Raw genomic sequence first — 26,306 nt, forward strand, 5'->3', positions numbered from 1 at the left:
CATGGCCTTCGTCGAGATCCAAAACCTTTCGGTCGCATTCGGCGGTGCCGCGGCCTTGCGGGGCATCAATCTGTCGGTCGAGCGGGGGGAAGCGGTCGGGCTGGTGGGGGAGTCCGGTTGCGGCAAATCCATCACCTGGCTTGCAGCGCTTGGCCTGTTGCCCGCCTCGGCTAAGGTTCGTGGTTCGGTTCTGCTCGATGGAACCGAAATCCTCGGAGCGCCGAAAGCGCGGCTTGAACCGGTTCGTGGCGGACGTATCGCCATGATTTTCCAGGATCCCGCCGCAAGCCTCAATCCGGTCCATCGTATCGGGCGCCAGATCGGCGAGGCACTCGGCCTGCATCGCGGCATGACGGGGGATCGGGCAAAGGCCGAAGTCATCCGGCTCATGGACCAGGTCGGCATTCCCGATGCGAAGAACCGCATCAACGCCTATCCGCACGAATTGTCCGGAGGACAGAACCAGCGTGTGATGATTGCCATGGCGCTGGCCGGCGAACCGGAACTGCTGGTGGCGGACGAGCCGACAACGGCACTTGACGTCACCATCCAGGCGCAGATCCTCGATCTCGTCACCACCTTGCGGCGCGACACCGGCATGGCGCTGGTGCTGATCTCTCATGATCTCGGCGTCGTCTCCGACACCTGTTCGCGCATTGCCGTCATGTATGCCGGCCGTATCGTCGAGGAGGCGCCGAGCGAACAGATCTTTGCCAATCCCAACCACCCCTATACGCAGGGGCTTTTGGGAGCGCTTCCGCCGCTTGCCGGTCAGCGCCATCGGCTGGTTGCCATTCCGGGCAGCGTGCCGGAACCCGCGCACATGCCCAAGGGCTGTGCTTTTGCGCCGCGCTGCACGTCGGCAAGCAGCCTGTGTCTGGAGGTTGATCCCGCCGCCCTGCCTCTGGCGCCCGACCATAGTGCTGCCTGTCTCAATGCGCAGCCATACCCGTCGCTCGACCGTCCGACCCATGACCGCGCCACGCCGACGCGGGAAAGGGCCATGTTATGACCTCGACGTCTCGAAACCTGCTGGTTGCCCGCGATCTCGTGCGCAATTACGGCATGCGGCGCGGGCTCATGGGCCGCATATCCACGGTTCGGGCTGTCGACGGTGTCTCGCTGCATGTGGCACGCGGCGAAACGCTGGGCCTTGTCGGCGAGTCCGGATGCGGAAAATCGACCACGGCGCGCCTGGTGCTCGGCATAGAAACCGCCGATGAGGGCCGCGTGGAGTTTGACGGTCAGCCGATGCCGGTCTCCGGGACATCGGCCTGGGCAGCGTCTCGCCGGCGCATGCAGATGGTCTACCAGGACCCGCTTTCCGCCCTCGACAGGCGCCTGCCGGTTGGCGAGCAGATTGCCGAGCCGCTCGATATTCACCGGATCGGCACGGCCGAAAGCCGCCGCGAACGGGTCGCCGCCATGATGGCGGAGGTCGGCCTGCAACCGCATCATGCGGCCCGCAGCCCGCACTCCTTGTCCGGCGGCCAGCGCCAGCGCGCCGTGATTGCGCGTGCGCTGGTGACCCGGCCGGATCTTCTCGTCTGCGACGAGCCGATCAGTGCGCTCGATGTCTCGATCCAGGCGCTGGTGCTCAACCTGCTGATGGACCTGCAGGAGCGGTTGGGGATGGGCATGCTGTTCGTCAGCCATGACCTGAGGGCCGTGCGCCAGATCAGCCATCGCGTTGCCGTGATGTATCTCGGGCGCATCGTTGAGGAAGGTGATCCGGATGCGGTGCTGCAGGATGCCGCCCACCCCTATACGCAGGCGTTGGTCTCGGCCATTCCCCATCCAGGCAAGACATCCAGCCGGATCATTCTTCAGGGGGATCCGCCCAGTCCCACCAATCGGCCATCGGGTTGCGCCTTTCATCCCCGCTGTCCGGTTGCCAGTGCGCAGTGCCGGGTGGAAGCACCGCTGCTGAAACCGCGCCGCAGTGATGGCCGGCGCGTTGCCTGCCATGTGGCGCACGGCGAAGCACCCGCCACCCGCGTCACCGCCCCCCTGGAGGCCTGCTGATATGCTGCATTATTTTCTGTCGCGGCTGCTGCGGGCAGCCGTCAGCATCGTCATGGTGGTCACCTTCGTTTTCGTCGTGCTGCGTATGTCGGGAGATCCGGCTGTGGTGATCATGGGCGCCGATGCGCCGCCGGAGGCGATCGATGCGTTTCGGCGCGCCTGGGGTCTCGATCAGCCGCTTTGGGTTCAGTATTTTGCCTTCTTCGAGGCGATTTTCAGCGGTGAACTTGGCCGTTCCATGCGCGATGGCCGTGATGTGCTGTCTGTCGTCCTGGAGCGGGTTCCCTCCACACTGGCGCTGACCCTGCCGGCGTTTGTGGTGAATATTGCAGTCGGTGTTCCGGCCGGCGTCTATGCAGCGCTTCACCGCAATTCGCTGATTGATCGTTGCGTCATGGTGATGGCGGTCACCGGCTTTGCCGTTCCCTCCTTCATCCTCGCCATGCTGCTGGTGCTGATTTTTTCCGTCAATCTCGGCTGGCTGCCCTCTGCCGGTCAGGATAGCTGGCTGCATGCCGTCCTGCCGATTACAACGATGGGGTTTGGTGGCGCGGCACTTCTTGCCCGCTTTACCCGCAGTGCCATGCTGGAAGTGCTGGGCCAGTCCTATATCCGAACGGCAAGCGCCAAAGGCCTGCCCTGGTCCATGGTGGTCTGGCGTCACGCGCTGCAGAATGCCGCGATTCCCACCATCACCATTATCGGCTTCATGCTGGGCGGCCTGGTTGCCGGCGCCGTGGTGGTGGAAAGCGTCTTTTCCTGGCCCGGCGTCGGGCGGCTTCTGGTCGTCTCCGTTGCCAACCGGGATCTTGCCGTCGTGCAGGCCATCGTGCTCATGATCGCCATGACCATGGTTGCGGCAAACATGGTCGTGGATGTCCTCTATGGCCTGGTCGATCCCAGAATGCATGGGCAGACGCGTCAGGCGCGGCGCTGACCGGCGTCCCTTATCTCCAGGAGAAACGACATGGTCGACACCCCCACCACCCGCACCGAAACCGGCGGTCTGCGCTCCTTGCGATTGGCGACGCTGCTTGGCGGACTTTCGCGCCTGCCGGTCTCGATTTCGATTGCCGTGCTCTGGCTTGTCCTGATGCTGGCGATTGCGGTTTCAGCGGATGTCATTTCGCCCTACCGCTTCACGCAGATGGACCTGCACAACCGCCTGAGCCTTCCGGTCTTCATGGGCGGCAGCTGGAGCCATCCGCTGGGAACCGATGAACTGGGCCGTGACGTGCTGTCGCGACTGATCACTTCGATCCGCATGAGCCTGTTGATTGCCTTTGGCGCCACGATCATCGGCGCTGCGGTGGGCGTCACGCTCGGCTTCGTGGCGGCTCACTTTCGCGGGCTGGTCGAGCAGGCGGTGCTGGCGCTGGTGGATTTTTCCGCCGCCATTCCCTTTCTCGTTCTGGCGCTTGCGATCCTTGCCTTCTTCGGCAATTCCCTCGTCCTGTTCGTCTGCCTGCTTGGTTTCCATGCCTGGGAGCGGTATGCGCGTATTGCGCGCGGCCTTGCCATCAGCGGCCGGATGCATGGTTATGCCGCCGCCGTTCACCAATTGGGGGCCTCGCCGCTGCGGCTCTACGGGCGCCACATCCTGCCCAATATCGCCTCGACGCTGATCGTTTCGATGACGCTTGCCTTTCCGGAAATCATCCTTCTCGAAAGCGGCCTTTCCTTCCTGGGGCTTGGCATCCAGCCGCCGGATACCTCGCTTGGCAACATGGTCGGCTTCGGGCGCGAATATCTGTCGTCGGCCCCCTGGATCATGCTCGCGCCCGCCTTTGTCATCACCGTGACGGCGCTTTGCGTCTCGCTCCTGGGCGACTGGCTGCGCGACAAGCTTGACCCGACCCTTTCCTGACTTCCCAACCCTCGAGCGCTGTGCTCGACAATAAAAGGACGAGACCATGTCTGAACTGCCCATCCTTGGCGCTGCCATGACGTTAAAGGACGTCGAACTGAACCGGGACTGGCTTCGGGAGAAGCCGCGCGATCTCGAACTGCAGGATTTCGTCCCGGCCGAGGTGCTCTGCGGCGACTGGCAGCCGCTGGTCGAGCGGGCGAGGCAGCTTCTCGACGGCCATCAGGGGCGGCTCGGCATGCATGGCCCCTTCATGGGCCTGAACGTCGCCTCTGCCGATCCGGATGTGCGGGCAATCGTGGCGCGCCGCATGGACCAGGCGCTCGACGTCGCAGCCGCCCTCGACATCACCCAGATCGTCATCCACAGCCCCTATACCACCTGGATGCACAACAACCTCGACAACTGGCCCGAGCAGCGCCAGCGCGTGTTCGACATGACCCACCAGACACTCGATGCCGCCGTAAAGCGCGCCGAGGATCAGGGATGTGTTTTTGTCCTGGAAAACATCGAGGACAAGGATCCGGGCGAACGCCGTCGTCTGGTGGAAGACTTCAACTCGCCGGCCTTTGCGCTCTCCATCGATACCGGTCATGCAGCCTATGCCGCCGGTTCCACCGGTGCGCCGCCGGTCGATTATTTTGCCCATGACGCCGGCAACCTGCTGCAGCACGTGCATCTGCAGGATGCCGATGGTTATGCGGATCGTCACTGGCCGGTTGGCCACGGCAACATCAACTGGCGTGCTTTCTTCGCCCGCCTTGCCGGCATCACGTCCAACCCGCGCCTGATCATCGAGATCCGCGACAAGAGCCAGATCCAGGCTTCCGCCGCATATCTTCAGATGCTGGGCCTTGCCCAATAGGTGATGCGTTGAAATGGGCGAAGACCGGCCGGTGGCCGATCTTCGCCCTTTGGGCTCGATATGCCATTGTCGATTGGCTTTGGCGTTACAGTTGACCATTTCGGTTCGTGGTCGATGGTGGAAACCGATTGCGCAATGGTCTTCACCGTCGATGTGTCGCAGGGAAGGCCGATTCCGGCCTTTCCGGACCCCAAGTTTGGGCGACGGTAATCGACAATTCGTCTCGGCCAGCCTATCAAGCTTTCCATGAGCGCACAAAAAGAAGAGACGCTGGCGGTTCGCATCAGCCGCTCGCTTGCCGATCGTATTATCGCCGGGGCCATAGCGCCGGGCACGCGGCTGCGGCAAGACCATATTGCCGAGGAATTCGGCGCAAGCCATGTGCCGGTGCGCGAGGCATTTCGCCGTCTGGAAGCGCAGGGGCTGGCCGTCAGCGAACCCCGGCGCGGCGTGCGCGTGGCCTCCTTCCAGCTGTCGGAGGTGAAGGAAGTGGCGGAAATGCGTGCCGCACTGGAAGTGCTGGCGCTTCGCCATGCCGCCCCGCACCTGACGCCGGCCATTCTGTCTGCTGCCGAAGAGGCAACCCGCGCCGGTGATAATTCCAAGGATGTGCGCAGTTGGGAAGAGGCTAACCGCCGCTTCCACCGGTTGATCATCACGCCATGCGCCATGCCCCGGTTGCTGGCGGCCATCGATGACCTGCATGCGGCGAGCGCCCGTTTTCTGTTTGCGGCCTGGAGATCTGCCTGGGAAGCGCAGACCGACCACGATCACCAGGCCATTTTGCAGGCGCTGCGTCAGGGGCAGATCGATGTCGCCTGCACGGTTCTGTCGCGCCACGTCCAGTGGATCGGCCGCCGTCCCGTCGCCACTGCGGGTGGTGACACGCAGGACGCTTTTGCCATTATCGGCTGAATTATAGATTTTTTCGCACCTGATGTTCCGCGTGGCCGGCGCTGCTCTCATGCCGTTCCGCTGCCGCATGTTTTCCGCCGTCTGAAGCTTCAGGGGCCTGATTTGGGTCTTGGGGACTGCATTTTCCACATTTCACGCATCCTACTTCGTCTATCCGCCGCATGCGATCGCAATCAAGGTCGACGGGCCAAACGCGTCGTCTTTAAAATTATCTATAAATATGGCTTGCGACTCCATAAGACTTCTGGAATCTTGTTGCCGTTCGACAAATTATCTATAATTTGAGGTGGTCCAATGTCTCTTCCCGCATCCACGGCAGCGCCGATCTGGCGTGATCTCACGCGTCAGGCCGTATTCGTCGTCTTCGGCGCGCTCATCATCACTGCGGCCGCCAAGGTGCAGATCCCGTTCTTTCCCGTTCCGATGACGCTGCACACGCTGGCGGTCATGGGCCTTGCGGTGTCTGTCGGACCGCGCCTGACGGCAGCAACGCTTCTTGCTTATCTCGGTGCCGGTGCGCTCGGTTTTCCCGTATTTTCCGGGACGCCTGAACGTGGCATCGGCCTTGCCTATATGATGGGGCCGACCGGTGGTTATCTCGCGGGTTATCTCCTCGGTGCTGTCGTGACCAGCGCCTTGGCGCTCGGACGCGGAACCGTCGGCAAGCTGCTGGCTATGCTCGCCGGTCTTGCCATCATCTATGCGCTCGGCCTTGCCTGGCTCGGTGTATTCGTGCCGGTGAGCAAGCTTATGGCAGCGGGTTTCCTGCCCTTCATTCTGGGCGACCTCCTGAAGGTAGCGCTGGTTGCGGCAGGCTCCGCTCTGCCGTGGAACCGTATCGGCGGGATGCTTGGCCGATGAGCGAAGTGTTGAAACAAAGCCCGGCGTCAAGCCGGGCCACCCCGCATAAAACTCCGGCGGACGCAGGTGAAACCGTTCCGCGCAGCGACTGGAGCGAGAGCGAGGCGCGCGCTCTCTATGACCTGCCGTTTCCCGAACTGCTGTTTCGGGCGCAGTCCGTCCACCGGCAGAATTTTGACCCGGATGTCATCGAGACCGCAACGCTCCTGTCGATCAAGACCGGCGGCTGCCCGGAAGATTGTGGTTATTGCTCCCAGAGCGCCCATTACAAGACGGGCGTCAAGGCAACCAAGCTGATGGAGGTTGAGCGTGTGGTGGCAGAAGCCGCGCGCGCAAAGGCTGGCGGCGCAACGCGGTTTTGCATGGGGGCCGCATGGCGCTCTCCGAAGGATCGTGATCTGGAAACTGTCTGCGCCATGATCGAGGGCGTGCGGGGCCTTGGCCTTGAGACCTGTGTGACGCTTGGCATGCTGACACCGGCGCAGGTGGAGCGGCTGGGCGAGGCGGGTCTCGATTATTACAACCACAATATTGATACTTCGCGCGCCTTTTATCCCGAAATCATCACCACCCGCACCATGGATGACCGGCTGGAAACGCTGGATCATGTGCGCCGCGGCGGCATCAAGCTCTGTGCCGGCGGCATTGTCGGTATGGGTGAGACGGTGGAGGATCGTATTGCCATGCTGGTGATCCTTTCGGGGCTTGATCCGCATCCGGAAAGCGTGCCGCTCAACATGTGGAACGCCATTGCGGGAACGCCTGTCCTGGACAAGGCAGAACCTGCCGATGCCATTGCCTTCGTCCGATTGGTGGCACTGGCCCGCCTTTTGATGCCGAAAAGCGTGGTGCGGCTGTCTGCGGGCCGCGATGGGATGAGCGACGAGACGCAGGCGCTGTGTTTCCTGGCCGGCGCCAATTCCATCTTCACCGGCGATGCGTTGTTGACGACTGGCAACCCGGACCGCGACCGCGACAGCAAGCTCCTCCATAAGCTGGGGCTTAAGACGGCAGCCCTTCGCTCGCAGCAGCCGGAACCGTCTTGCGGCTGCCACTGATCTCTTCGCCGGCGTGGACTTTTTTGCACGTCACGCCGGCGGGCGGTATCCGCGCCTTTGCTTGGCGGCCACCAGTTTTTCCATGGCCTCTGCCGCAGCATTCCAGGTGCCGTAAACCTGCCGGTGGTCGCGTCCGTTCGTGCCGATGCGGCCCCAATTGCGGGTCAGACAAATGTCCCCGAACAGATCGACCTCAATGACGACATGATAGAAACGCGCCATGTTGCGGGAGGGATCGATGCGGTGCGCCAGATGCGCGTCAAATCGGGGCTCGGTCATGGAAATGAGTGTGTTGGACATGGCAGCGCAGGTCCAACGCATGTTTTGAATCGATGCGGCCTGATCGATTCACGGCGCTGATCGGTGAGGGGGTCTTTAGCGCAGAAGGTGGATCAGACGGTCGTAAAGGCTGCTCATCGGCTGCTCGCGGGCACTTTTCGGCGCCATACCAGCATCAAAACCATCCGCCAGAAAGCGATCGACCAGCGCCGTGTCTCGACTGATCACGGAAAAAGGCACGGCGCGGGAGGCATCAGGACCGGTGACGATGGCCGCCGGCTGGTGATCGCCGATCACGAGAAACACCGCGTCATCGCCATAACGCGCGATATAACTCGACAGCGCCTGCAGGCTGTAATCGATCGTCTGGATATATTGCCTTCGCACCCGCTCCGGATCTGACCAGACAACGGCCGGCGGATCGCCGCTGGTTGCCTGCGCATCAAACACCGTGCCATCGCCGACACTGTCCCAGTCGATCATGGACGCCACCGGCGTCCACGGCGCATGCGAGGAAATGAGGGCGATTTCCGCCATCACCGGCTTGCGGCCTTGACGGTCGCGTACCAGCCGCTGGAAGGCGGAGAGCGTGTATTGGTCCGGCATGGTGATCCAGTTGAACGGCTTGCCGCGATAGCCGAGATTGGCGGCGGCAAAAATACGGTCATAGCCGTAATAGGCAGATTCCGGCCAATCCATGGTAATCGCCGGCATCACCGCCACCGTTTCCCAGCCCGCACCGGCAAACAGGCGGTTGAGGCTTGGCCGGCGGCTTGCCATCAGCCGGTCGTAACGTGCCTGGCTATCCACCTGAAGGCCGGAGAGGAAGGTGCCATGGGCAAGCCAGCTGAGGCCGCCGACGGTGGGTGAGGTGATCCAGCGGCTGGCCGCGTGAAAGCCCGCAGCGCCGATTTCGTTCTCCATCGTTGCAAGGCGGGGGCTGGTGACCGTCACGTAGCGCGGATCTTCCACGGCGCTGCGGCCATAGGATTCGATGAAGACGAGAATGACGTCGCGCCCAGTCACCGCAGAAAACAGATCGTCATGTCTGGGGAACTGTGTGGCGGACTTTTCATCTGCTGCCAGCTGCTGCTCGAACACCTGTAAATCGCGCGCCGAGGCAATCGCAAGCGCGATCCGATCTGCCAGATAACGGCCTGCATTGGCCGTCACGGGCATCGTGCTGGGGAAAGGGCTTCCAAAGGTCATCAAGAGCCCGCAACCGAAGATCAACCCGGCGGCCAGCACCGTTCGGCCCGCACCCGGACGTGACGCGGGGGCAAGACGGCGGATTGCCTTAAAATAGAGCGCGAGGACGAGGCCAAGAAGTAGGACGGCGGCCAGCAGCACCAGGAATGCGACTGTGACCCCCAGACTGCCCGACGCGATATTCCAGCCGTCGGCGAGCATCTTGATATCGAGATAGGGATTGAACGGCCGCTGGAATGCCGCCTGTGTGCCGATATCGGCAAGCTTCAGGAACAGCATGATCCCCAAGAGCAAGGTCAGTCCCGCTGCCAGCAGACGGTTCAGCCTGCCGCGCGCCACCAGAAGCACCGCCAGAACTGCGGGCACTTCCAGCGGCAGGCGAAGGAACGCGCCCGGCGACAGGGCATCCGGATGATCGGGCAGAGTGAGGACGCCAAGCGTGACGGCCAGGAAGATGAGGCCTGAAACGGTACGGCTTGCGACAACGGATGCAATCCGGGAAAGGGCAATCCTTGTCATACCATCAATCCGCCAGCGACTGATCTGCGTAACAAGCCAGCATGCGGACTGATATTCGCACGCGAAGACGTGATGAGCCGCCTTGCAAGGGTGATGGATCGCGCCTTCGAGACGATATACCAATCACCGTCCAGCTTTAGCTTCTGACAACGAAAGACCACGGCTTGAAATTTCTGCGTTACCTTGCAACGCCCGTTGCGCTTGCCTGTCTGGTGCTGCTGGTCTGGTGGCTGGAGCCGCAGGAAATTCTGGGCGCGCTGTCGAATGTTTCTCTCCTGCACGTGGTGCTGGGGCTTTTGCTGGTGCAGGGACAGATCGTGCTGTCTGGCCTGCGCTGGCGTTTTACGGCGGCAAGGCTTGGGCAGAAGATGCCGGTTTTTCATGCCATCGGTGAATATTACGTGGCAAGCGCCGTCAACCAGGTCGCGCCGGGCGGCATGGCCGGCGATGTGCTGCGCGCCTATCGCAGCGCAGACAGTGAGGCGGGCGGCTGGCAGCGTTCGGCCAAGGCTGTGTTCTTCGAGCGCCTGTCCGGCCAGCTTGCCTTCGTCTGCCTCTGCCTGCCGGGTCTGGTTCTCTGGCCGCTGCTGATCGATAAAAACCTCTGGTCCGCGGAGGCATTGCTGGTGGCGGGTGCTTTGTTCATCGGTCTTGCCGCAGCTGGCACCGTTCTGATGCGCCGGTTTGAGAGTTTGCGTGCCGACTTCGTCGAGGTTTTCCTGCGCCGCGGTGCCTTCGTTGTGCAGGGTGGCCTGAGCCTTGCGGTCGTTTTCGGTTATGTGGCACTGTTCATGCTGGCGGCAGATGCAGTCGGAAAGCCCCTGCCGCTTGTCGGCGCCTTTACCGTCGTGCCGCTGTGTCTCGCCGCCATGCTGATCCCGACCGGGGTTGGCGGCTGGGGCACGCGCGAAGCGGCGGCGGCTGCACTCTGGCCGCTGATCGGACTTGCCAGTGCCGATGGCGTTTCGGCAAGCCTCGTTTACGGAGCGCTTGCCATGGCGGGTGCCTCTCCCGGATTTCTGGTGATCGCCGTTTCGCAGAGACGTCGCCCCGCCGGTTAAACGGGGTATGCCGCCATCCATCACGGCCTTGTTGCTTTGCGCGACAGGAGCGCCAGAACATCGGCACCAAAGGAATAGACAAGCGCTATAAGGGCAAAGCCGCAGATCCAGATGGAGAGCGGCACTGTCACCTGCGGCACAAGCACCAGACAGAGCGCTGCCCCCTGCACCACGCAGACCGTCTTGCGGCGAAACGACGGCGCAAGTTCAGCCCTGAGCGCTGGCGAAAACCATTGTGCCATCACGAACAGGTAGCGCATCAGACCGATCAGCACGACCCAGGGGCCCGCCTTGTCGAGCACCATGGCCGCAACTGAGAGGATGAGGATGAGGGCGGCATCCACCTCCATGTCGAAGCGGGCGCCGAGTGCCGATTGCTGGCGGTAACGCCGTGCCAGATAACCATCGACCCCATCCAGCGCCAGCGCAAACAGCACCGCCGCCACCGTCCACCAGATCAGATCGTCAAAGTCGCGGCCGCCGAACGCATGCGAAAACAACACCGTTGCCGCCACAAGGCTGACAATGCCGGCGCGAAAGGCGGTGACGAGGTTGGCAAAACCGAAGCGCGCATGTTTGTGGAACGGCAGTCCGTGGACAACAGCTGCAAAAATGCCGGCCAGCAGGCCGCCGGCAATAACCGGCACATGGATTTCCAGCGGCAGGTGCAGTGCTGCCATGCCCCAGCTGGCAATCGAGGCAAGGTAGACCACGGCCAGCACCTTCAGTGTGTTGGCAAGCAGCGGATCCTGATGAAAATCTGAAAAGCGGCGGCGCGATGCCACGCGGGCATCGTGCCTTTCCTCGTTGATGGACATGACGAGCCTCCGGCCTCTTACCTTATTCTGCGGCAATCAGCGTATCGAGGTCCAGCATATGTCCGGCGCGCAGTGTCTTGGTGCGCAGGTAATTTTCGTTTTCCACCGTCACCCGGCCCAGAACCGGCGTGCGGGCATGGACGGCAATGCCACCTGCCTTCAACGCCGCGATCTTCGTCGGATTGTTGGTGTAGACGATCACCTCACCGATGCCGAGGAGGCGCAGCATGGCAACGGCGGCCTCGTAACGGCGGTGATCCTGTCCAAATCCAAGCTCGGCATCGGCATCGATCGTATCGAGCCCGAGATGCTGATAGCCATAGGCGCGCATCTTGGCGCCGATGCCGGTGCCGCGGCCTTCCTGGTCGAGATAAACGAGTACACCGCCGCCGGCCTGTTTCAGGAGGTCAAGCCCGTTGCGCAGCTGGTCGCCGCAATCGCATTTCAGCGAACCGCAGAGGTCGCCGGTGATGCAGGACGAATGGATGCGGATCGGCACCGGCTTGGAAAGATCCGGCTTGCCGACAACAATTGCCACCTGATCCTTCTGGGCGACACCGCCGCGAAAAACGACAAAGTCCGCATCGCCAAAATCCTTCAGCGGCACACGGGTGCGCGCCACCTTCTGGAAAGTTTCGCGTGCGGGGCGAAGGTTGGAAAGCGCGTGGGCGTGAATGCCGCAGCAGCCGCTGAAACGATCTTCGATCCCGGAAATATCGGCGCTGATCATGCTCGGCAGCAGAAGCGCTACGCTGGCAAGCTCGGTCGATTGTGAAAACAGCCTGTCGGCCGGGCGGCATGTGCGCGGAATATCGGCGTCGAGCGCGTAGGACAGCCGCGAAGCCTGCTCGAAGCTATAACCGGCAAGCGGCACGGCGACATCATGATTGGTCTTCAGCCCGAGACGGCTGGCGCGCTGGCGTGTCAGCAGCAGGTCATGGGCGTTGTTGACCGTTTCGGCAAACTGGTCAAACACGGCCGGAGACGCGGCATCCAGGGCGAGAACGGCGATCTTCCGACTATCGTCGGAAAAGATTACCGGTCGGCCATAACGCAATTCCGAAACGGCGCGTTCGACGGCGATGGCGGGATTGGAATAATCTTTCGAGAATGGGCTCTCTGCGGTCATGCTGGCCTCCTTCGTGTTCTTAGGTGGCGTTACGACCCCGCAAAGGCAACGGATTGCCGCATATTATAAATTAAAATTGATGCATCTGCCCCGCGCCTTTCACAAAACCTGCCATAGATAGAGGCAACTGTTGTTTCCATGGAGGTGCAAAGAAGCGGATGGGCCTTTTGACAGAGCGCGCGAGCCTAGACACAAGCGAGAGCGCGCGAGCCCTCTGGTTCGAGGCGCCCGGTCAGTGCGTCTTGCGCGAGGAACCGCTGGAAGGCGCCGGGAGCGGAAGTGTGCGCGTGCGTGCGCTCTATAGCGGCATCAGCCGCGGCACCGAATCCACCGTCTTCAAGGGGCTGGTGCCCGAAAGCGAGCGCGAGCGCATGCGCGGGCCCCATATGGGCGGCCAGTTTCCGTTTCCGGTGAAATACGGCTACGCCATGGTGGGTGTGGTGGAGGAGGGGCCGGAAAACCTTTCTGGCAAGACAGTATTTGCGCTGCACCCGCATCAGGATCTGTTCACTGTAGAGGCAAGCGCGGTGACGCCGCTGCCACTTCACCTGCCGCCGGAACGGGCGGTGCTGACGGCCAATATGGAGACCGCGCTCAACATCGTCTGGGATGCGCTGATCCAGCCGGGAGACCGGGTCGCGGTGTTTGGCGCAGGCGTTGTCGGCGCGCTGGTCGCCTTCCTCAGCGCCGGCATCGCCGGCACGCAAACGCTGCTGATTGATCGCGATCTGGAACGGGCAAGCCTTGCCAGCGCGCTCGGACTGGATTTTGCCCTGTCGGACCACGTCAGCGGCGAGTTCGATGTGCTGATCAATGCGTCCGGCGCCTCTGCGGCACTGTCTCAGGCCATCGAACTGGCTGGCATGGAAGCGCGCATCGTCGAGGCCAGCTGGTATGGAGAGCGCCCGACCACAGTACCGCTTGGTGGCGCTTTCCATTCGCGCCGCCTTTCCGTCGTCTCCTCGCAGGTCGGCAACATTCCCCCGCATCGGCGCGCCCGCTGGACCTATTCGCGGCGTCTGATGAAGGCCATGGACCTTTTGCAGGACGACAGGCTGGATGCACTCATATCAGGCGAGACCGCCTTTGATGATCTGCAGGTGGCTTATCCGCGTATTCTGGATGCAACCGCAACGCTTTGCCATCGCGTTCGCTACCAGCCCAGGGGGTGAAGCCTCCTCGCGCCAACCCGCCATTGAACCAATAAAAATCTAAAGGAAGGACAAAAAACTTCATGTTCGCAGTCGAAGTCAGAGACCACATCATGATAGCCCACAGCCTGAAGCGAGAGGTTTTCGGACCCGCGCAGGGCATGCATGGTGCAACCTTCGTGGTGGATGCCGCCTTCTTCACGAGGGATGTCGACGAGGACGGGCTGGCGGTCGATATCGGCCTTGCAACGCAGGTTCTGTCTGAAGTGCTGAAGCCGCTCAACTACCAGAACCTCGATGAACTCGAGGTGTTCAAGGGCCGGATCTCGACGACAGAAGTGATTGCAAAATACATTTTCGACCAGCTGAAACAGGCGGTGGCCGACAAGAAGCTCGGGCCCGGCAGCGCCCGCATCTGCCGGCTTCGTGTGCTGCTCAACGAAAGCCATATGGCACGCGGCTGGTATGAGGCCGATCTTTGAGCGAGCCCCTGGTTTTTGCCTATCCCGGCCGGCTGGAAACCAGCACGGGCGGTTATGCCTATGATCGCCGCCTGATCGAGTGCCTGACGGCGCTCGGGCGGCCTGTCGTGCCGCTTGGCCTTGGCGATGGCTTTCCGACACCTTCAGCCGCACAGCTGGAGGCCGCGGAGGCAAAGCTGGATGCACTTCCGGACAACAGCCTTGTCATGATCGATGGCCTTGCCTTTGGCGTGATGGACCGCTGGGCGGCCCGTTCTGCCGATCGCCTGCGTCTGGTGGCGCTGGTGCATCATCCGCTGGCGCTGGAAACGGGCCTGTCGGAAACGGAGCAGGTGCGGTTCCAACAGGTGGAGCGGAAGGCGCTTTCCCATGTGCGCCACATCGTGGTTACCTCGCCTGCCACGGCCCGCGGCCTTATTGCCCATTATGGCGTGGATGAGGAGAAGATCACGATTGCCGTTCCCGGCACGGAGCGGGCAACTGTCGCCAAGGGCAACAACACGCCGCCGCACATCATCTGCGTGGGCACGCTGACCCGGCGCAAGGGGCATGATGTTCTCCTGCGCGCGCTGGAGCGCATTCGGGATCTCCCCTGGCGCGCCACCATCATCGGCAGCCGGGATCTTGATCCGGTCACCACATCCGAGCTTGAAATGCTGCGCCATCAGCTGAAACTCACCGACCGCGTAACCCTTACCGGCGAGCGGGCAGATGTTCGCCAGGCCATGGCCGGAGCCGATATTTTTGCGCTCGCCAGCCGTTACGAGGGCTACGGCATGGTGTTTGCCGAGGCGCTGTCGCAAGGCCTGCCGATTGTTGCCTGCCATGCGGGCGCCATTCCCGATGTTGTGCCCCCGTCCGCGGGGCTTCTGGTGGCGGTGGATGATGTGGAGGCTTTTGCGGCAGCCTTGCGCCGGCTTCTGGCCTTTCCTCTCGAGCGACGAAAATTTGCCGACGCCGCCTTCGTTGCGGGCTTAAATTTGCCGGGCTGGCCAGATACCGCCGCAATTGTCTCTTCTGCCCTGAACCGCGTTTCCTGAAAGGAACCCCATGAGTGGCTTCGATGCCAAATGGCTTCGCCTGCGCGAGCCTGTTGATGTTTTGGCGCGCGACCCGGTGCTGGTCGACAATTTTGCCCGCTTCGTCGCCAGCCAGTCCTTGCCGGCCACTGTGCTCGACATCGGCTGCGGCACCGGCTCCACCTATCGCAGCCTGTCGGGGCGGCTTCCCGAGGGCACCGCATGGCGGCTGCTGGACTATGATCCCGCGCTGCTGGCGGCGGCGGAAAAACTTCTGGGCTCTGAGGGCATCGGCTTTTTCAGGCACGATCTGAACCAGCCAGCCGGCATGCCGCTGGAGGGCGTGTCCATCGTCACTGCCTCTGCCTTCTTCGATCTCGGCTCGGCCGCCTTCTGCGACCGGCTTCTCGGTGTGCTGGCAGAGCATCGCATCGGGCTTTATGCGGCGCTGAATTATGACGGACGCGTGGAGTGGCAGCGCCCGCATCCGCTGGACGCGCGCGTGGTTGCCGATTTCAACCGCCACCAGCGCACCGACAAAGGGCTGGGGCCGGCCCTTGGGCCGACAGCCACCGACCACCTGAAAGGCGTGCTGGAAGGGCTTGCATACGATGTCGTCGTGGCCCCCAGCGTCTGGCGGATCAGCGCGCAAGAGGCGGATCTGCATATCGCTTTCCTGCGCGGCATGGTCGATCCCGTCCTGGAAGTGGGCGCCCTGCAGCCGGAGGAAATCGGCGAATGGCTGGCCTTCCGGCTAGCCTATGTCAGGGGAGATCGGGGCGGATGCGAGGTCGGCCATAACGACCTTCTGGCGCTGCCGCGAGATTGAGGCATTGAGCGATTGCGGCTTCAGGTCGCAATCGAAGAGGATATCACTGCCAAGGCTGAACACCCGTGCTGCCGGTCGTTGCGCTTGCGAGAGCGCATCGATGGGCGGCAGCGAAATGCCCGTCGGACCCGAGCCGATGATCAGCGGCGCGATGGAGACATGCAGCCGGTCCACCAGCCCCTGATCGATAAATCGCGAGATTGTGCGCGCACCGCCTTCGACCAGAATTCGGTCAAGCCCGCGGGCAGACAGCGCATCGAGGATCGCGTGCGGACAAAGCCCCGACTGTGATTGCGACAGACGGATCACCTGCGCCTTGTAACGCCGCTCCGGTGCCTCCTTCGACTGAATAAGAATGACCGGCGCGCCGCCATCGTGAAACAGGCCTTCCTCGCCGGACAGTTCGGCGCGGCAATCGATTACGACGCGTGCCGGATCTGGACCTTTGACTTCGCGCACGGAGAGGCGGGGATTATCCGCCCTGACGGTGCCGACGCCAACGATCACCGCCTCCACCAGGGCACGACAGCGGTGCAGGTGAGCAAGTCCATCCGGCCCGGAAATATCGCGTGCGTCGCCCGACACGGTGGCCACGCGCCCATCCAGCGACTGACCAACCTGCGCCAGCACGAAGCGGCGGCGTGCGCCGGCAATCGGTCCGTAGAGTTGCAATGCCGGCTCCTCGAACGGGGTTACCCGCAGGTGGCTGCCACTCATGCCGAGCAATCGCGTCCACAGGGTTTCGGTCATCTTGATGCTGCGCATGATCGATCTGTCCGCCGGAATTAAAAGGTCAAAGGATACGGGTGAGCGTATCGTCGCGGCGGATCACGTGATGGAATAAAACCGCCCCGATATGCAACGCAAAGAGGCTTAAAAGGATCCATGCGCTCCAGGTGTGGATGGCGGAAAACCAGGGCGCGATCTCAGGAGATTTGCCCACCGGGCTCCAGATCCGCACGAGGTTGAACCAGTGGAGAGGAAAGCCGTGGGCATTGGTGGCCAGAAAGCCGCTGACCGGCATGACCACCAGAAACAGATAAAGAAGACCATGCACGGTGCGGCTGGCCAGCCCCTCTATGCCGGCTGCGGGCCGGGGCAGGGGGGATGCGGTCAGCCGCTCCCCGGTTCGCACCAGCATCAGCCACAACACGATGAAGCCGAGGCTTTCGTGCAGCATATAGAAATCGAGTTTCACCTCCTCGCGGGTGAACTTGATCATCATGCCGAGCGGCCAGACGGATACAACAAGAACGGCGACCAGCCAGTGCAGCACGCGCATGCGTCCAGGATAGCGGATGTCCCGCTTGGTCACTGTCATCGCTGCCTCCCTTTTATGTCGCCTTGTCGGCTATTGGTCAGGCAGGATACGCCATTTCGAAAGAAACGGTTTGCAAATATGCGATCAACTCACCGCGAGGGGCAGTCGTCAAGGCTGCAAGCCTAGCCATCCACCGGGCGCGGCCGGCCGGCATGATCAAGTGCCACCATCACAAAACTTGCCTCCGTCACCTTCTGGCGCGTTTCGGAAAACTGTCGCCGCACCCAGCATTCCACCGCAAGCGTCATGGACGTGCGCCCGACATGGGTGACGGTCGTATAGATACACAGCGTATCGCCGACCTTTACCGGCTGGCGAAAGATCATCTCGCGAACGGCGGCCGTGACCGTGCGGCCCTTGGCGCGTTCCGATGAGGCGATGCCGGCGGCCGCATCCATCTGCGCCATCACCCAGCCGCCAAAGATATCGCCGGCGGGATTGGCATCGGCGGGCATGGCCAGCGTGCGCAGGGTCAGGTCGCCTTTGGGCAGATCGCTCAAGTCTTCAACATGGTCGCTCATGATCGTCATTCATCTCCATTGTGCAATGCACAACAGATGTACGGCGGATCATTCAGGCTTCAAGCGATGTTCCTGCATGGCCGTATTGCAGGATGTCATAACCTCGTCAGATCCGTCGGGCGGTTCTGCAGGAGCGCTTCCATGGAAAAGAAGCCTGTCACGGTGGAGAAATCGAAATCCGTGATCAGCTTCTGGTAGAAGGCGTCATAACCGCGCATGCCATGGGTGACGACCTTCAGGAGATAGTCCCAGTCACCGCCGATGCGGTAGAAATCCACCACTTCGGGCAGTTTTTCCACATGGCGGCGAAAGCTTTCGGCCCATTCCTTCGAATGGTGGCGGGTGCGGATCATCACGAACACGGTGAGATCAAGCCCGAGCGCCGGCAGGTCCACCGCCGCCTGCGCGCCTTTCAGCACGCCCGCTTCCTCAAGCCGTTGCAGGCGCCGCCAGCACGCATTCTGCGAAAGCCCCACCTTTTCGGCAAGCTCGCGTTGAGACAGGGAGCCATCGCGTTGCAGGAAGGTGAGGATACGACGATCAATCGCGTCGAATTTCAGGGTTTCATCGTTCATTTGACACACAAAATCGTTGTTTGACGCAAAGATAGGGGATGAAACCACACCGGCGCAATGGCTATCCTTCTCCCACATCATAAAGGGGATCAAAAACGATGGCGCAGGCGACGGGACAGATGACGGATATGCTGCAGAAGTTTTGCAACGGACTTCAAGCGGGCGACATCCTGAAGACTCTCGCCGATGGTCTGATCGGTCGCGATGCAGTGATCGACGGACCCTTTGGGCCAAAACCTCTGGTGTACGCCGATTATGTCGCCTCGGGTCGCGCGCTGATGCCGGTGGAGCGCTTCATCCTCGAAGACGTGCTGCCGTTTTACGCCAACAGCCACACGGAAGCCTCCTATTGCGGGGGCATGATGACAAGGCTGCGGCGCGAAGCACGTTCGGTGATTGCCGGTGCCTGCGGTGCAACGGATGCCCATGCGGTGATCTTTGCTGGTTCCGGCGCTACGGCCGGCCTTAACCGGCTGGTCTGCCTATTCGGTGCGACAGCACCCGGCACACGCGTCATCATCGGCCCCTATGAACACCATTCCAACATCCTGCCCTGGCGCGAAAGCGGCGCCGACATCGTGGAACTTGACGAGGCGGCAGAAGGCGGCCCCGATCTTCAGCAACTCGACACGGTGCTTGCAGCCTCCGGCGGCTTCAGCCAGGTGATCTGCTCGTTTTCTGCCGCCTCCAATGTCACCGGCATCGTCACCGATGTCGCCGACGTGACCCGGCGCGTCAAACAGGCAGGCGCAAAGATCATCTGGGATTATGCCGGCGGTGGGCCGTACCTGCCGATTTCCATGACGCCGCAAGAAGGCGCCGAGATCGATGCGATCGTCGTATCGCCGCACAAGTTCATCGGCGGCCCCGGCGCATCCGGCGTGCTGATCGTCATGCGTGATGCCGTCGTGATCGATAAGCCAAGCTGGAGCGGCGGCGGCACGGTGAAATTCGTCTCCTCCACCGCCCATGATTATGCCGATAGCTTGGAGGCGCGCGAGGAGGCCGGCACGCCAAACGTGGTCGGCGATATCCGCGCAGCCCTTGCCTTCCTGGTCAAGGATGCCATCGGCAGCCACCAGATGGCAGCGCGCAACCGCGAACTGACCACCCGCGCGCTCGCCGCCTGGACAGATCATCCGCACATCCAGCTTCTGGGAAATCTCTTGAGTGACCGGCTGCCGATCTTCTCGTTTCGCATCCGTGACGGCAAGGGCGGCTATCTCCACCAGCAGCTCGTCACCCGAATGCTGTCGGACCGTTTCGGCATCCAGGCCCGCGGCGGCTGCGCCTGCGCCGGCCCTTATGTCCATCGCCTGCTCGAGATCGACGACCATGAATCCGCCCGCCTGCGCAGTGCAATCCTTGCCGGCGAAGAAATGGAAAAACCCGGCTTCACACGGCTTAATTTTTCCGTGCTGCTCAGTGAGGACAAGGTCAACTACATCTTGCAGAGCGTCAGCCAGCTGGCAGAAGACGCCGCCGATTTCCGGCAAGGTTACGCCTTCGATCCCGCCCGTGCGATATTCTTCCCGCAAGCGGCGTGAGGGGGCGCGTCCCGATCACACGCCGGATCTGGAAAACGTAAAATGTTTGTGCAGAAAATAGCTCGTGGCGATGGGACTTAAGACACCGATGACATGGGCGATCGTCTCATCGTGAGAATGAACGCCAATCGCGGGCAGCACAAACTGCGCAAGGACCATGCTGACCGCCCATACTTGGACAAACGCAACGGCGTTGACGAGGCAGAAGCGCAGATATTCATGGTGAACGCGCTGACCGCTCTTCTCAAACACGAGCAATTTCATCAGCGTGAAGGCGGTCACCATGCCGAAGAGGAAGGCGATGGCGATGGCAACCGAGTAGGGCAGGATCTGCGAAAGCGCCAGTCGCGACAGGATGTTTACGCCGGCGGCAAAGCCGCCGGAAAACGCAAACCGGATGAACGGGTTCGACAGCAACCTCTTCAGAGCAGCTTTCATGGTGCGACGGCTTCCGCCATCATGCGCCCATAACGGACACTTTCCGATATTCCCCGGTCCTCCGGATAATAATAGCAGGTATCTGCAATCTGAAGGCCGGTGATCGGCGTCTGGATCGGCGGCAGCGTGTCGAGAAAGCCCGGCTCGCAGACCGGCTGCGCGTATTTCAACCGCCCGACCTTTGCGTCGATGAGATCGCTTTCGGTGATCTGCGGATTAACCTTTCGGATGTAGGAAAATGCCTCTTCCACAAATTGGTCGTCGCTCCACTGCCATTTTGCCTGTGTCGTCGGCATGTAATAGGGCACGTAGACGACTGTATCATCGACCGGACGCAGGTTCGAAAACTGGATCAGGCCGGGAATGTCGATCTTATCATCGACGATATTGATCCAGAAATGCTTGCTGATCGATTTCTTGAGACGGAAGATAAGGCAGACGACGCCGATGTTCTGGATGGCATCGTATTGCGCCTTCGACGCTGCCGGCAGGTCTGGTATCATCTTGGAAATAAGGGGCGTGGGCACGGTGGAAATCACCGCGTCCCCCGCATGGAAGCGCCCGCCGGCGATCACGCCAGTGACCTTGCCGCCTTCGGTTTCGACCTTCTCCACCGATGTCGCCAGATGCATGCGCCCTCCCTTTGCGGTATAGGCACAGACGAGGGCATCAACAAGCGTCTGGCTGCCCCCTTCGATATAGCCCAGCTCTTCCTGAAAGATCGACCGGCGCGAATTGCCGATCCGGCGCACGCGTGTTGCAATCCATGAGGCGGAGACATTGTCGGCCAGTTCGTAGAATTTCAGCTCCATCAGGCGCTTCCAGAGCGTCTGGTAGACCTCGCGCCCAGACCCCTTTTCAAGCCACTGGCGGGCGGTCTTGTTCTCAATTGACGCAAAGCTCGACGCTTTTGTGGTGAGGAACATCTGCAGGCCGGTCCGGATCTTTGCGATCAGGCTCAGATGGGGAAAGCGCAGGAGCGAAATCGGGTCGCCCCACGGATGGATCTTGCCCTTCATGAAGTAGCCCATGGAGGTCGGCCGCCAGCGCACCTTGTCGCCAATGCCCAGTTCGCGCATCAGCGCAAAAGTGGGATCGTCGGATCGGCAGACGAAATGGTAGAACCGCTCAATGGAAAGACCGCCGAAATCGAAATGCGCGGCCATGCCGCCTGCAACGCTATCAACTTCGATGAGGTCGACCTCGTGGCCCAATTGCGCGGCACGATGTGCTGCCGCCAGTCCCATCGCACCGGCGCCGATGACAATCACACGACTCATCGTTTTCTCCTAAAAGTCCAGTACGATCTTGCTATAGCGCGGGTCGAGATAACTCTCCGCAATGGCATCTTTCAACGGCGTTGCCTGAACGTTGAAGATGGTCGGCCAGTCGATCACCGGGAAGGTTTCCGGGATCACCAGCGCCTCGAGCTGGCTGGTGGTGAATGGCGGCTTGCTGCTGACTTTTGCATAACAAAACAGCAGCCACCAGAACATCTGGTAGGGAATGTGAACGATGCGGGCCTTCGGCTTGACCGTCTGGTGGATCAGCCGAATGATATCGCCGTAATAGGTTTGCTCAAGGCCTGAAATGTCATAGGCGCCCACCGGCTTCGTGTGCAGCGAGGAGATGATGACATTGGCGAAATCACCAACATAAAGCGGCTGGCGCACGAACCGGCCATCGCCGGGGATGGGGAAGACAGGCACGCGGTCCATGAACCGGCGAAGCCAGCCGAGATGTTTGCGATCAAACCAGCCGAACATCAGTGTCGGGCGCAGGATGACATGCGCAATGTCGTCGACGGTATCGATAAAGCGCTCCTGCGCGGTTTTGGAACGCGTGTAGAAGTCGTCTGCCTTCGAATTGACGACGGACGATGAAATGTGGACGAAATACGGGACGGCGTGGCGGCGCATCGCCTCCACGATTTTTTCGGTTGCCACGACATTGTTATCGGTAAATTCCTGCTCGATCAGCCCGCCGATCTGCGCCTGGTTCAACAGCACGGCGTCAGCGCCTGCAAATACATCCATCCAAGGCCCCTCGGTCGCAAGGTCGGCTTCGATGACCTCGATTTCCGGATGCAACTGGCGCAGCAATGCCGTATTGGTTGGATGCTTGTCGATGCCAACGATTTGCAAGTCAGGCTTGCCCTTCAGCCGGGCAATGACGTTCTGGCCGACAAGTCCTGCGGCTCCGGTAATGACGATCTTCTGCATCAGATGTCCATTCGATTGAATATCACGCCGGGAAGGTTGCGGATAATCAGCATGATGTAGCGCCAGAAGCCGGGTGCATAGACGGTGGAGCCGCCGCGATAGGCACGGGCATGGGTGATGGCGGCGATTTTTTCCGGCGTCGCCCAGAGAAGGCCCTTGCGGTTCATTCCGTCCGTCATCGGTGTGATGGTCGGGCCGGGCTTGATCAGCACGGCGCGCGGCCCCTTGTCGGCGAAGCGGTGGGCAATGCCCTCAATGAGGGTTTCAAGACCGGCCTTGGCCGCGCCGTAGATAAAGTTGGCGCGCCGGCCGCGATCTCCCGCAACCGATCCGATGACCACGAGGCTGCCTCGGCCCTGATGTTCCAGAACAGAGGCGGCGGCAAGGCTCCAGACGGCCGCCGAATTGAAGTTTACCCGCAAGATTTCCTCAGCGCTCGCCAGATCGCGCTCTGCAGCACTCTGGTCGCCGAGAATGCCATAGGCGAGCAGCACATGATCGACGCCGCCCAACTGATCGACGAATGCCGAGAGCCGCGCGATGACATCGGTTTCCGACGCTAAATCGTTGATGGCGGTCTCGACGCGTTCCGCGCCACGCGCCTTCAGGTCGGCGGCCATCTGCGACAACCGGTTCTCATCCCGGCCCACAAGAAGGAGGCTTGCCCCTTCCTTGGCATAGAGCCGGGCCGTGCATGCCGCAATCGCCGAAGTCGCACCCAGGATAATGACGCGCAATTTGTATTCCTTCACATCTGTGACACGCGTTGCCAGAAGAGGGAGCTGAACCCGCTGTCTACGTGTTTCGAAAACGCCTGCCAAGCGGGATAACCCGCCTGAAACATCTGCGCCGGCATGCGACCGTCCTTGGCGGGGTAAAGCCGACCCCCGGCCGCCAGAACGATTGCGTCCAGTCGCGCCATTAATCGCAACGTGTCCTTGCCCCGGTTCGGGAAATCGAGCGCAAGCGTAGTCCCCTCAATAGGAAAAGACAGAAGGCCCGGCGAAACGGCAGCGCCAAACGTCTTGAGGACTGCCAGAAACGATCCCTGGCCGCTTGCGGAGATGGCTGCCAGCATCTCCTTCGTGGCGTCGTGCTGAACGGCCGGCGGCACGACAGACTGATACTGATACATGCCCTTTTTGCCGTAGAGCCTGTTCCAGCGCCCGATTGAATCAAGCGGGTAAAAGAACGGATGCAACCCCACGCGCGCCCCACCGCTCTTGCGCTTTCCATTCCAGAAATAGAGCGCATTAAACGCGTTGATGGCGTGACGGTTCATTGCGATCTGCGGCACGTTTATGGGCATGTTAAAACGTGTATTGCCCCGATCAGGCAGGGGAGAGCCGCTGGCGCAATGGTTGCCGCGCGAAAAGATCCCGCGCCCCAGCGAGGGGCCTGCTGCCAGGCAGTCGATCCAAGACACGGTATAGTCGAAGTTTTCTTCGCTCTTTTTTGCCAGATCGAAAAACGCATCGAGACCTTCGAAGGGGATGTTCTCGACGTCCATCATCGCGCTTTTGATGGGGATCAGTTCGATTTCCACCCAGGTGATCAGGCCGGTCAGCCCAAGGCCGCCGATGGTCGCTGCAAAAAGATCAGGATGTTCAGTCGGCGACAGTTCCAGTTCTTCGCCGGTGGAGCGCAACAGCCCAAGGCGTCGCACCCATCGACCGAAGGTCCCGTTCACATGGTGGTTCTTGCCATGCACGTCATTGGCAACTGCGCCGCCAAGGGTGACATAGCGTGTGCCCGGGGTGACTGGCGGGAAAAAGCCCTGGCGCACGAAGAGGTTCAATAGACCGTCAAGGGGCAGGCCCGCCTCGGCGCGCAGCAGGCGTCGATCCGGATCGAAATGGATGATCCTGTCGAGGCCCGCCATATCGATCATTCCGCCCGCCGGATTGAGAACGCTATCACCGTAGGAGCGTCTCAAGCCTGTTGCCAGGAGAGGCAATCCCTGCTGCCGACCCGTCAAAATGGTATTGGCTAGCTGGTCACGCCAGCTCGGCCGCGCTACCGCATGTGGAACCTGCAGCACGTTGCCCCAGGACCGAAAATCATCGTGGGGGACAAAATGCGTCATAGCGCGGCCAGAAACAGCGCGACGATCGCCATGCCGAGTCCGATGCTGGAGCGGTCGCGAATGGCAAAGCTGACGGGGTCATCGTTCATCTTTCCCCGATGCGATAGGAACCAGATCCTCCCAAGCCAGATGGACAGAAATACAGGGATGCCGTGGAGAAACTCCGGGTGCGCATATGTTCTGCCCAGCATCATCTCCTGAAGAATGAAGATCATCAGGACCACCAGCGATGCAAGTGCTGCTGCAATGCCGAGCGCCAGCGTCAAGTTTGCATCTTCCACTTCGTAACCGCGGCTCTTGATGCTGAAATCACCGCTGGAGGCTGCCCGCACGATCTCCGTATGGCGCTTGGCGGTTGCCAGTGAAAAGAAGAAAAACACGGCGAAGGTCAGCAACCAGGCAGGACGCGAATCGTCGAGCAAAACGGTTCCCATCGTAAGACGGGTGGTAAACAGCACGCCGATGATCAATGTATCCAGAAGCGGGATCCGTTTCAGCCCCAGCGAATAGGCTCCGGTGATGACGAGATAGGCGGCCAAGGCTGCGGTAAAATGGAAGGAGAGCATGAGCGCGGTGAAAAAGCCCCCTGCAAGCAGGCACCCGGCCAGCAGGAATGCTGCGCGGATGGACAGGCGACCGCTTGCGATTGCGCGGTTTCGCTTCGACCAATGCTGCCGATCGGAATTGAGATCGGCGATATCGTTCAGCAGGTAAGTGGCAGAGGTGACCGCCAGAAGGCAGGCGAAGGCAATCAGTGTCTGCAAAACGGCGCCAAGGTTCAGCAATTCATGTGCGAGCGTAATGGGCACGAAAAGCAGCAGGTTCTTTGTCCAGTGATGGACGCGGATAACCTTCATGAATTCCTTCGGCGTCAAGGGAGCTTTGTGAAATTCGACCAGGATGGGTTTACCAAGCGCTCCCGCGCGCTGGCGTACGCTATTGGACACACCAACCAGGACAATGCCTTGCGACGCCTGCCAGACGGGAAGATCCACCTCATGGTCCCCCGCATAGATGAAGCCATCGGGGAACCGTTCTTTGAGGTAGACAGCCTTGGCTGTTCCCTTCAGGTTCGCTTTTGCCGAGCCGGTCGCCGAACAAAAGATGCCGACCCGTTGCGCCACCTTATCGACAATTGTCTGGTCGGCCGCCGAGCACAGATGAAGCTCATGCCCGTCATCGGCCTTCTCACGCAGCCACTGGACAAGATCTTCGCGTAACGGAAGAACTTCGTCCGTGAGGTCGACTTCCTTGGCCAATGCAGCCTTGAGCATGTGGCGGCCTTTGCGGAGCGCAGGCAGCGCGCGGGCAAGGCCGAGAGGATTGCGAAACAGGGCAATCGCTGCTGTTTCATGCAGGGTGTCGGAAAGAACCAGCGTTCCATCCAGATCGACGACAATGGGCAGCTTCGGTTGCAAAGCCATGTCTTCATTGTCGTTTGGAAGCACTGTCTGCATGGAAACCCTGATGTTTGTTTTATGCTGGAGACGTCGTATGAAAGAAATCTTC

28 protein-coding genes are annotated in these 26,306 nt (G+C 61.2%); 14 read left to right on the plus strand and 14 right to left on the minus strand.

All coding sequences use genetic code 11. The annotated features are described in order from the left end of the window. The first annotated feature begins 1 nt into the window (after position 1). From AC4CWH_RS19060 to bioB, 8 genes are all read left to right on the plus strand, one after another. On the plus strand, positions 2–1,012 hold the full coding sequence (locus AC4CWH_RS19060) for an ABC transporter ATP-binding protein (protein ID WP_491321922.1): 1,011 nt from the start codon (positions 2–4) through the stop codon (positions 1,010–1,012). Then, positions 1,009–2,025 carry an ABC transporter ATP-binding protein gene (locus tag AC4CWH_RS19065; protein ID WP_491321923.1) on the plus strand — a complete coding sequence of 339 codons (1,017 nt, stop codon included), beginning with the start codon at positions 1,009–1,011 and terminating at the stop codon, positions 2,023–2,025. The genes AC4CWH_RS19060 and AC4CWH_RS19065 overlap by 4 nt, the downstream gene beginning before the upstream one ends. Position 2,026: 1 nt before the next feature. Then, the gene (locus AC4CWH_RS19070; RefSeq protein WP_491287521.1) at positions 2,027–2,962 is read left to right on the plus strand and encodes an ABC transporter permease; all 936 of its coding nucleotides are present in this window, start codon (positions 2,027–2,029) and stop codon (positions 2,960–2,962) included. 30 nt (positions 2,963–2,992) lie between these two features. Continuing rightward, positions 2,993–3,892, plus strand: coding sequence for an ABC transporter permease (locus AC4CWH_RS19075; RefSeq protein ID WP_491287520.1), 900 nt, complete (start codon positions 2,993–2,995; stop codon positions 3,890–3,892). Positions 3,893–3,938: 46 nt separating this feature from the next. Continuing rightward, the gene (locus tag AC4CWH_RS19080) at positions 3,939–4,757 is read left to right on the plus strand and encodes a sugar phosphate isomerase/epimerase family protein (protein ID WP_491321924.1); all 819 of its coding nucleotides are present in this window, start codon (positions 3,939–3,941) and stop codon (positions 4,755–4,757) included. 246 nt (positions 4,758–5,003) lie between these two features. Next, positions 5,004–5,672 carry a GntR family transcriptional regulator gene (locus AC4CWH_RS19085; protein WP_491287517.1) on the plus strand — a complete coding sequence of 223 codons (669 nt, stop codon included), beginning with the start codon at positions 5,004–5,006 and terminating at the stop codon, positions 5,670–5,672. A gap of 294 nt (positions 5,673–5,966) precedes the next feature. After that, a complete protein-coding gene (locus AC4CWH_RS19090) occupies positions 5,967–6,533 on the plus strand; it encodes a biotin transporter BioY (protein WP_491321925.1) in 567 nt (188 codons plus the stop codon). Further along, positions 6,530–7,591 carry a biotin synthase BioB gene (gene bioB / locus AC4CWH_RS19095; RefSeq protein WP_491321926.1) on the plus strand — a complete coding sequence of 354 codons (1,062 nt, stop codon included), beginning with the start codon at positions 6,530–6,532 and terminating at the stop codon, positions 7,589–7,591. The genes AC4CWH_RS19090 and bioB overlap by 4 nt, the downstream gene beginning before the upstream one ends. 30 nt (positions 7,592–7,621) lie before the next feature. Here bioB and AC4CWH_RS19100 read toward each other — a convergent pair whose 3' ends face one another. Together AC4CWH_RS19100 and AC4CWH_RS19105 are read right to left on the minus strand one after the other, a co-directional pair. Beyond that, positions 7,622–7,891 (minus strand): WGR domain-containing protein, encoded by a 270-nt coding sequence (locus AC4CWH_RS19100; protein ID WP_491321927.1) that lies wholly within the window; start codon positions 7,889–7,891, stop codon positions 7,622–7,624. A gap of 75 nt (positions 7,892–7,966) precedes the next feature. After that, positions 7,967–9,598, minus strand: a complete 1,632-nt coding sequence (locus tag AC4CWH_RS19105; protein WP_491321928.1) for a sulfatase-like hydrolase/transferase — start codon at positions 9,596–9,598, stop codon at positions 7,967–7,969. 164 nt (positions 9,599–9,762) lie between these two features. Between AC4CWH_RS19105 and AC4CWH_RS19110 the strand changes: the two genes are divergently transcribed. Beyond that, entirely contained in the window at positions 9,763–10,659 is an 897-nt protein-coding gene (locus AC4CWH_RS19110) for a lysylphosphatidylglycerol synthase transmembrane domain-containing protein (RefSeq protein ID WP_491321929.1), read from the plus strand. A 20-nt stretch (positions 10,660–10,679) separates the two neighbouring features. Here AC4CWH_RS19110 and AC4CWH_RS19115 read toward each other — a convergent pair whose 3' ends face one another. After that, positions 10,680–11,477 carry a CDP-alcohol phosphatidyltransferase family protein gene (locus AC4CWH_RS19115; protein WP_491287508.1) on the minus strand — a complete coding sequence of 266 codons (798 nt, stop codon included), beginning with the start codon at positions 11,475–11,477 and terminating at the stop codon, positions 10,680–10,682. A 22-nt stretch (positions 11,478–11,499) separates the two neighbouring features. Next, positions 11,500–12,606, minus strand: a complete 1,107-nt coding sequence (ribA, locus tag AC4CWH_RS19120) for a GTP cyclohydrolase II RibA (RefSeq protein WP_491287507.1) — start codon at positions 12,604–12,606, stop codon at positions 11,500–11,502. Positions 12,607–12,764: 158 nt separating this feature from the next. Between ribA and AC4CWH_RS19125 the strand changes: the two genes are divergently transcribed. The 4 genes from AC4CWH_RS19125 to AC4CWH_RS19140 all read left to right on the plus strand — a co-directional run bounded on the left by AC4CWH_RS19125 (position 12,765) and on the right by AC4CWH_RS19140 (position 16,087). Beyond that, positions 12,765–13,778 carry a zinc-dependent alcohol dehydrogenase gene (locus tag AC4CWH_RS19125; RefSeq protein ID WP_491321930.1) on the plus strand — a complete coding sequence of 338 codons (1,014 nt, stop codon included), beginning with the start codon at positions 12,765–12,767 and terminating at the stop codon, positions 13,776–13,778. Between the two features lie 62 nt (positions 13,779–13,840). Next, positions 13,841–14,239 carry a 6-pyruvoyl trahydropterin synthase family protein gene (locus AC4CWH_RS19130; protein WP_491287503.1) on the plus strand — a complete coding sequence of 133 codons (399 nt, stop codon included), beginning with the start codon at positions 13,841–13,843 and terminating at the stop codon, positions 14,237–14,239. Then, positions 14,236–15,279, plus strand: coding sequence for a glycosyltransferase (locus AC4CWH_RS19135; RefSeq protein WP_491287501.1), 1,044 nt, complete (start codon positions 14,236–14,238; stop codon positions 15,277–15,279). Before AC4CWH_RS19130 ends, AC4CWH_RS19135 begins: the two co-directional genes overlap by 4 nt. A 10-nt stretch (positions 15,280–15,289) precedes the next feature. Beyond that, positions 15,290–16,087 carry a class I SAM-dependent methyltransferase gene (locus AC4CWH_RS19140; protein WP_491321931.1) on the plus strand — a complete coding sequence of 266 codons (798 nt, stop codon included), beginning with the start codon at positions 15,290–15,292 and terminating at the stop codon, positions 16,085–16,087. Here AC4CWH_RS19140 and AC4CWH_RS19145 read toward each other — a convergent pair. The 4 genes from AC4CWH_RS19145 to AC4CWH_RS19160 form a co-directional block, all read right to left on the minus strand. After that, positions 16,013–16,852 (minus strand): RibD family protein, encoded by an 840-nt coding sequence (locus AC4CWH_RS19145; RefSeq protein WP_491321932.1) that lies wholly within the window; start codon positions 16,850–16,852, stop codon positions 16,013–16,015. The genes AC4CWH_RS19140 and AC4CWH_RS19145 overlap by 75 nt on opposite strands. A 28-nt stretch (positions 16,853–16,880) precedes the next feature. Continuing rightward, positions 16,881–17,408 (minus strand): cytochrome b, encoded by a 528-nt coding sequence (locus AC4CWH_RS19150; protein WP_491287495.1) that lies wholly within the window; start codon positions 17,406–17,408, stop codon positions 16,881–16,883. A gap of 122 nt (positions 17,409–17,530) precedes the next feature. After that, a complete protein-coding gene (locus AC4CWH_RS19155) occupies positions 17,531–17,929 on the minus strand; it encodes an acyl-CoA thioesterase (RefSeq protein WP_491321933.1) in 399 nt (132 codons plus the stop codon). A gap of 95 nt (positions 17,930–18,024) precedes the next feature. Continuing rightward, entirely contained in the window at positions 18,025–18,504 is a 480-nt protein-coding gene (locus AC4CWH_RS19160; RefSeq protein WP_491321934.1) for an Lrp/AsnC family transcriptional regulator, read from the minus strand. Positions 18,505–18,602: 98 nt separating this feature from the next. On the opposite strand from AC4CWH_RS19160, the gene AC4CWH_RS19165 reads away from it, so the two are divergent. Beyond that, a complete protein-coding gene (locus AC4CWH_RS19165; protein WP_491321935.1) occupies positions 18,603–20,051 on the plus strand; it encodes an aminotransferase class V-fold PLP-dependent enzyme in 1,449 nt (482 codons plus the stop codon). A 15-nt stretch (positions 20,052–20,066) separates the two neighbouring features. On the opposite strand, the gene AC4CWH_RS19170 is transcribed toward AC4CWH_RS19165, so the two are convergent. The 6 genes from AC4CWH_RS19170 to AC4CWH_RS19195 are packed head-to-tail and all read right to left on the minus strand — an operon-like array spanning position 20,067 to position 26,254. Further along, complete coding sequence (locus AC4CWH_RS19170; protein ID WP_491321936.1) at positions 20,067–20,489, minus strand: GtrA family protein; 423 nt, start codon at positions 20,487–20,489, stop codon at positions 20,067–20,069. Next, the gene (locus tag AC4CWH_RS19175) at positions 20,486–21,769 is read right to left on the minus strand and encodes an NAD(P)/FAD-dependent oxidoreductase (protein ID WP_491321937.1); all 1,284 of its coding nucleotides are present in this window, start codon (positions 21,767–21,769) and stop codon (positions 20,486–20,488) included. The genes AC4CWH_RS19170 and AC4CWH_RS19175 overlap by 4 nt, the downstream gene beginning before the upstream one ends. A 9-nt stretch (positions 21,770–21,778) precedes the next feature. After that, positions 21,779–22,711 (minus strand): NAD-dependent epimerase/dehydratase family protein, encoded by a 933-nt coding sequence (locus AC4CWH_RS19180; RefSeq protein ID WP_491321938.1) that lies wholly within the window; start codon positions 22,709–22,711, stop codon positions 21,779–21,781. Further along, on the minus strand, positions 22,711–23,448 hold the full coding sequence (locus tag AC4CWH_RS19185) for an SDR family NAD(P)-dependent oxidoreductase (RefSeq protein ID WP_491321939.1): 738 nt from the start codon (positions 23,446–23,448) through the stop codon (positions 22,711–22,713). The genes AC4CWH_RS19180 and AC4CWH_RS19185 overlap by 1 nt, the downstream gene beginning before the upstream one ends. A gap of 11 nt (positions 23,449–23,459) precedes the next feature. Further along, a complete protein-coding gene (locus tag AC4CWH_RS19190; RefSeq protein WP_491321940.1) occupies positions 23,460–24,797 on the minus strand; it encodes an FAD-binding protein in 1,338 nt (445 codons plus the stop codon). After that, positions 24,794–26,254 carry a UbiA family prenyltransferase gene (locus AC4CWH_RS19195; RefSeq protein ID WP_491321941.1) on the minus strand — a complete coding sequence of 487 codons (1,461 nt, stop codon included), beginning with the start codon at positions 26,252–26,254 and terminating at the stop codon, positions 24,794–24,796. The genes AC4CWH_RS19190 and AC4CWH_RS19195 overlap by 4 nt, the downstream gene beginning before the upstream one ends. Between the last annotated feature and the right edge of the window lie 52 nt (positions 26,255–26,306).

It is taken from the genome of Neorhizobium sp. PAMB6716, assembly GCF_058242805.1.

Excerpts from the sequence above, each read along its gene's own strand:
- AC4CWH_RS19060 (WP_491321922.1), top strand. The coding sequence starts at position 2 with ATGGCCTTCGTCGAGATCCAAAACCTTTCGGTCGCATTCGGCGGTGCC.
- AC4CWH_RS19065 (WP_491321923.1), top strand. The coding sequence starts at position 1,009 with ATGACCTCGACGTCTCGAAACCTGCTGGTTGCCCGCGATCTCGTGCGC.
- AC4CWH_RS19070 (WP_491287521.1), top strand. The coding sequence starts at position 2,027 with ATGCTGCATTATTTTCTGTCGCGGCTGCTGCGGGCAGCCGTCAGCATC.
- AC4CWH_RS19075 (WP_491287520.1), top strand. The coding sequence starts at position 2,993 with ATGGTCGACACCCCCACCACCCGCACCGAAACCGGCGGTCTGCGCTCC.
- AC4CWH_RS19080 (WP_491321924.1), top strand. The coding sequence starts at position 3,939 with ATGTCTGAACTGCCCATCCTTGGCGCTGCCATGACGTTAAAGGACGTC.
- AC4CWH_RS19085 (WP_491287517.1), top strand. The coding sequence starts at position 5,004 with ATGAGCGCACAAAAAGAAGAGACGCTGGCGGTTCGCATCAGCCGCTCG.
- AC4CWH_RS19090 (WP_491321925.1), top strand. The coding sequence starts at position 5,967 with ATGTCTCTTCCCGCATCCACGGCAGCGCCGATCTGGCGTGATCTCACG.
- bioB (WP_491321926.1), top strand. The coding sequence starts at position 6,530 with ATGAGCGAAGTGTTGAAACAAAGCCCGGCGTCAAGCCGGGCCACCCCG.
- AC4CWH_RS19100 (WP_491321927.1), bottom strand. The coding sequence starts at position 7,891 with ATGTCCAACACACTCATTTCCATGACCGAGCCCCGATTTGACGCGCAT.
- AC4CWH_RS19105 (WP_491321928.1), bottom strand. The coding sequence starts at position 9,598 with ATGACAAGGATTGCCCTTTCCCGGATTGCATCCGTTGTCGCAAGCCGT.
- AC4CWH_RS19115 (WP_491287508.1), bottom strand. The coding sequence starts at position 11,477 with ATGTCCATCAACGAGGAAAGGCACGATGCCCGCGTGGCATCGCGCCGC.
- ribA (WP_491287507.1), bottom strand. The coding sequence starts at position 12,606 with ATGACCGCAGAGAGCCCATTCTCGAAAGATTATTCCAATCCCGCCATC.
- AC4CWH_RS19125 (WP_491321930.1), top strand. The coding sequence starts at position 12,765 with ATGGGCCTTTTGACAGAGCGCGCGAGCCTAGACACAAGCGAGAGCGCG.
- AC4CWH_RS19130 (WP_491287503.1), top strand. The coding sequence starts at position 13,841 with ATGTTCGCAGTCGAAGTCAGAGACCACATCATGATAGCCCACAGCCTG.
- AC4CWH_RS19140 (WP_491321931.1), top strand. The coding sequence starts at position 15,290 with ATGAGTGGCTTCGATGCCAAATGGCTTCGCCTGCGCGAGCCTGTTGAT.
- AC4CWH_RS19145 (WP_491321932.1), bottom strand. The coding sequence starts at position 16,852 with ATGCGCAGCATCAAGATGACCGAAACCCTGTGGACGCGATTGCTCGGC.
- AC4CWH_RS19150 (WP_491287495.1), bottom strand. The coding sequence starts at position 17,408 with ATGACAGTGACCAAGCGGGACATCCGCTATCCTGGACGCATGCGCGTG.
- AC4CWH_RS19155 (WP_491321933.1), bottom strand. The coding sequence starts at position 17,929 with ATGAGCGACCATGTTGAAGACTTGAGCGATCTGCCCAAAGGCGACCTG.
- AC4CWH_RS19160 (WP_491321934.1), bottom strand. The coding sequence starts at position 18,504 with ATGAACGATGAAACCCTGAAATTCGACGCGATTGATCGTCGTATCCTC.
- AC4CWH_RS19165 (WP_491321935.1), top strand. The coding sequence starts at position 18,603 with ATGGCGCAGGCGACGGGACAGATGACGGATATGCTGCAGAAGTTTTGC.
- AC4CWH_RS19170 (WP_491321936.1), bottom strand. The coding sequence starts at position 20,489 with ATGAAAGCTGCTCTGAAGAGGTTGCTGTCGAACCCGTTCATCCGGTTT.
- AC4CWH_RS19175 (WP_491321937.1), bottom strand. The coding sequence starts at position 21,769 with ATGAGTCGTGTGATTGTCATCGGCGCCGGTGCGATGGGACTGGCGGCA.
- AC4CWH_RS19180 (WP_491321938.1), bottom strand. The coding sequence starts at position 22,711 with ATGCAGAAGATCGTCATTACCGGAGCCGCAGGACTTGTCGGCCAGAAC.
- AC4CWH_RS19190 (WP_491321940.1), bottom strand. The coding sequence starts at position 24,797 with ATGACGCATTTTGTCCCCCACGATGATTTTCGGTCCTGGGGCAACGTG.
- AC4CWH_RS19195 (WP_491321941.1), bottom strand. The coding sequence starts at position 26,254 with ATGCAGACAGTGCTTCCAAACGACAATGAAGACATGGCTTTGCAACCG.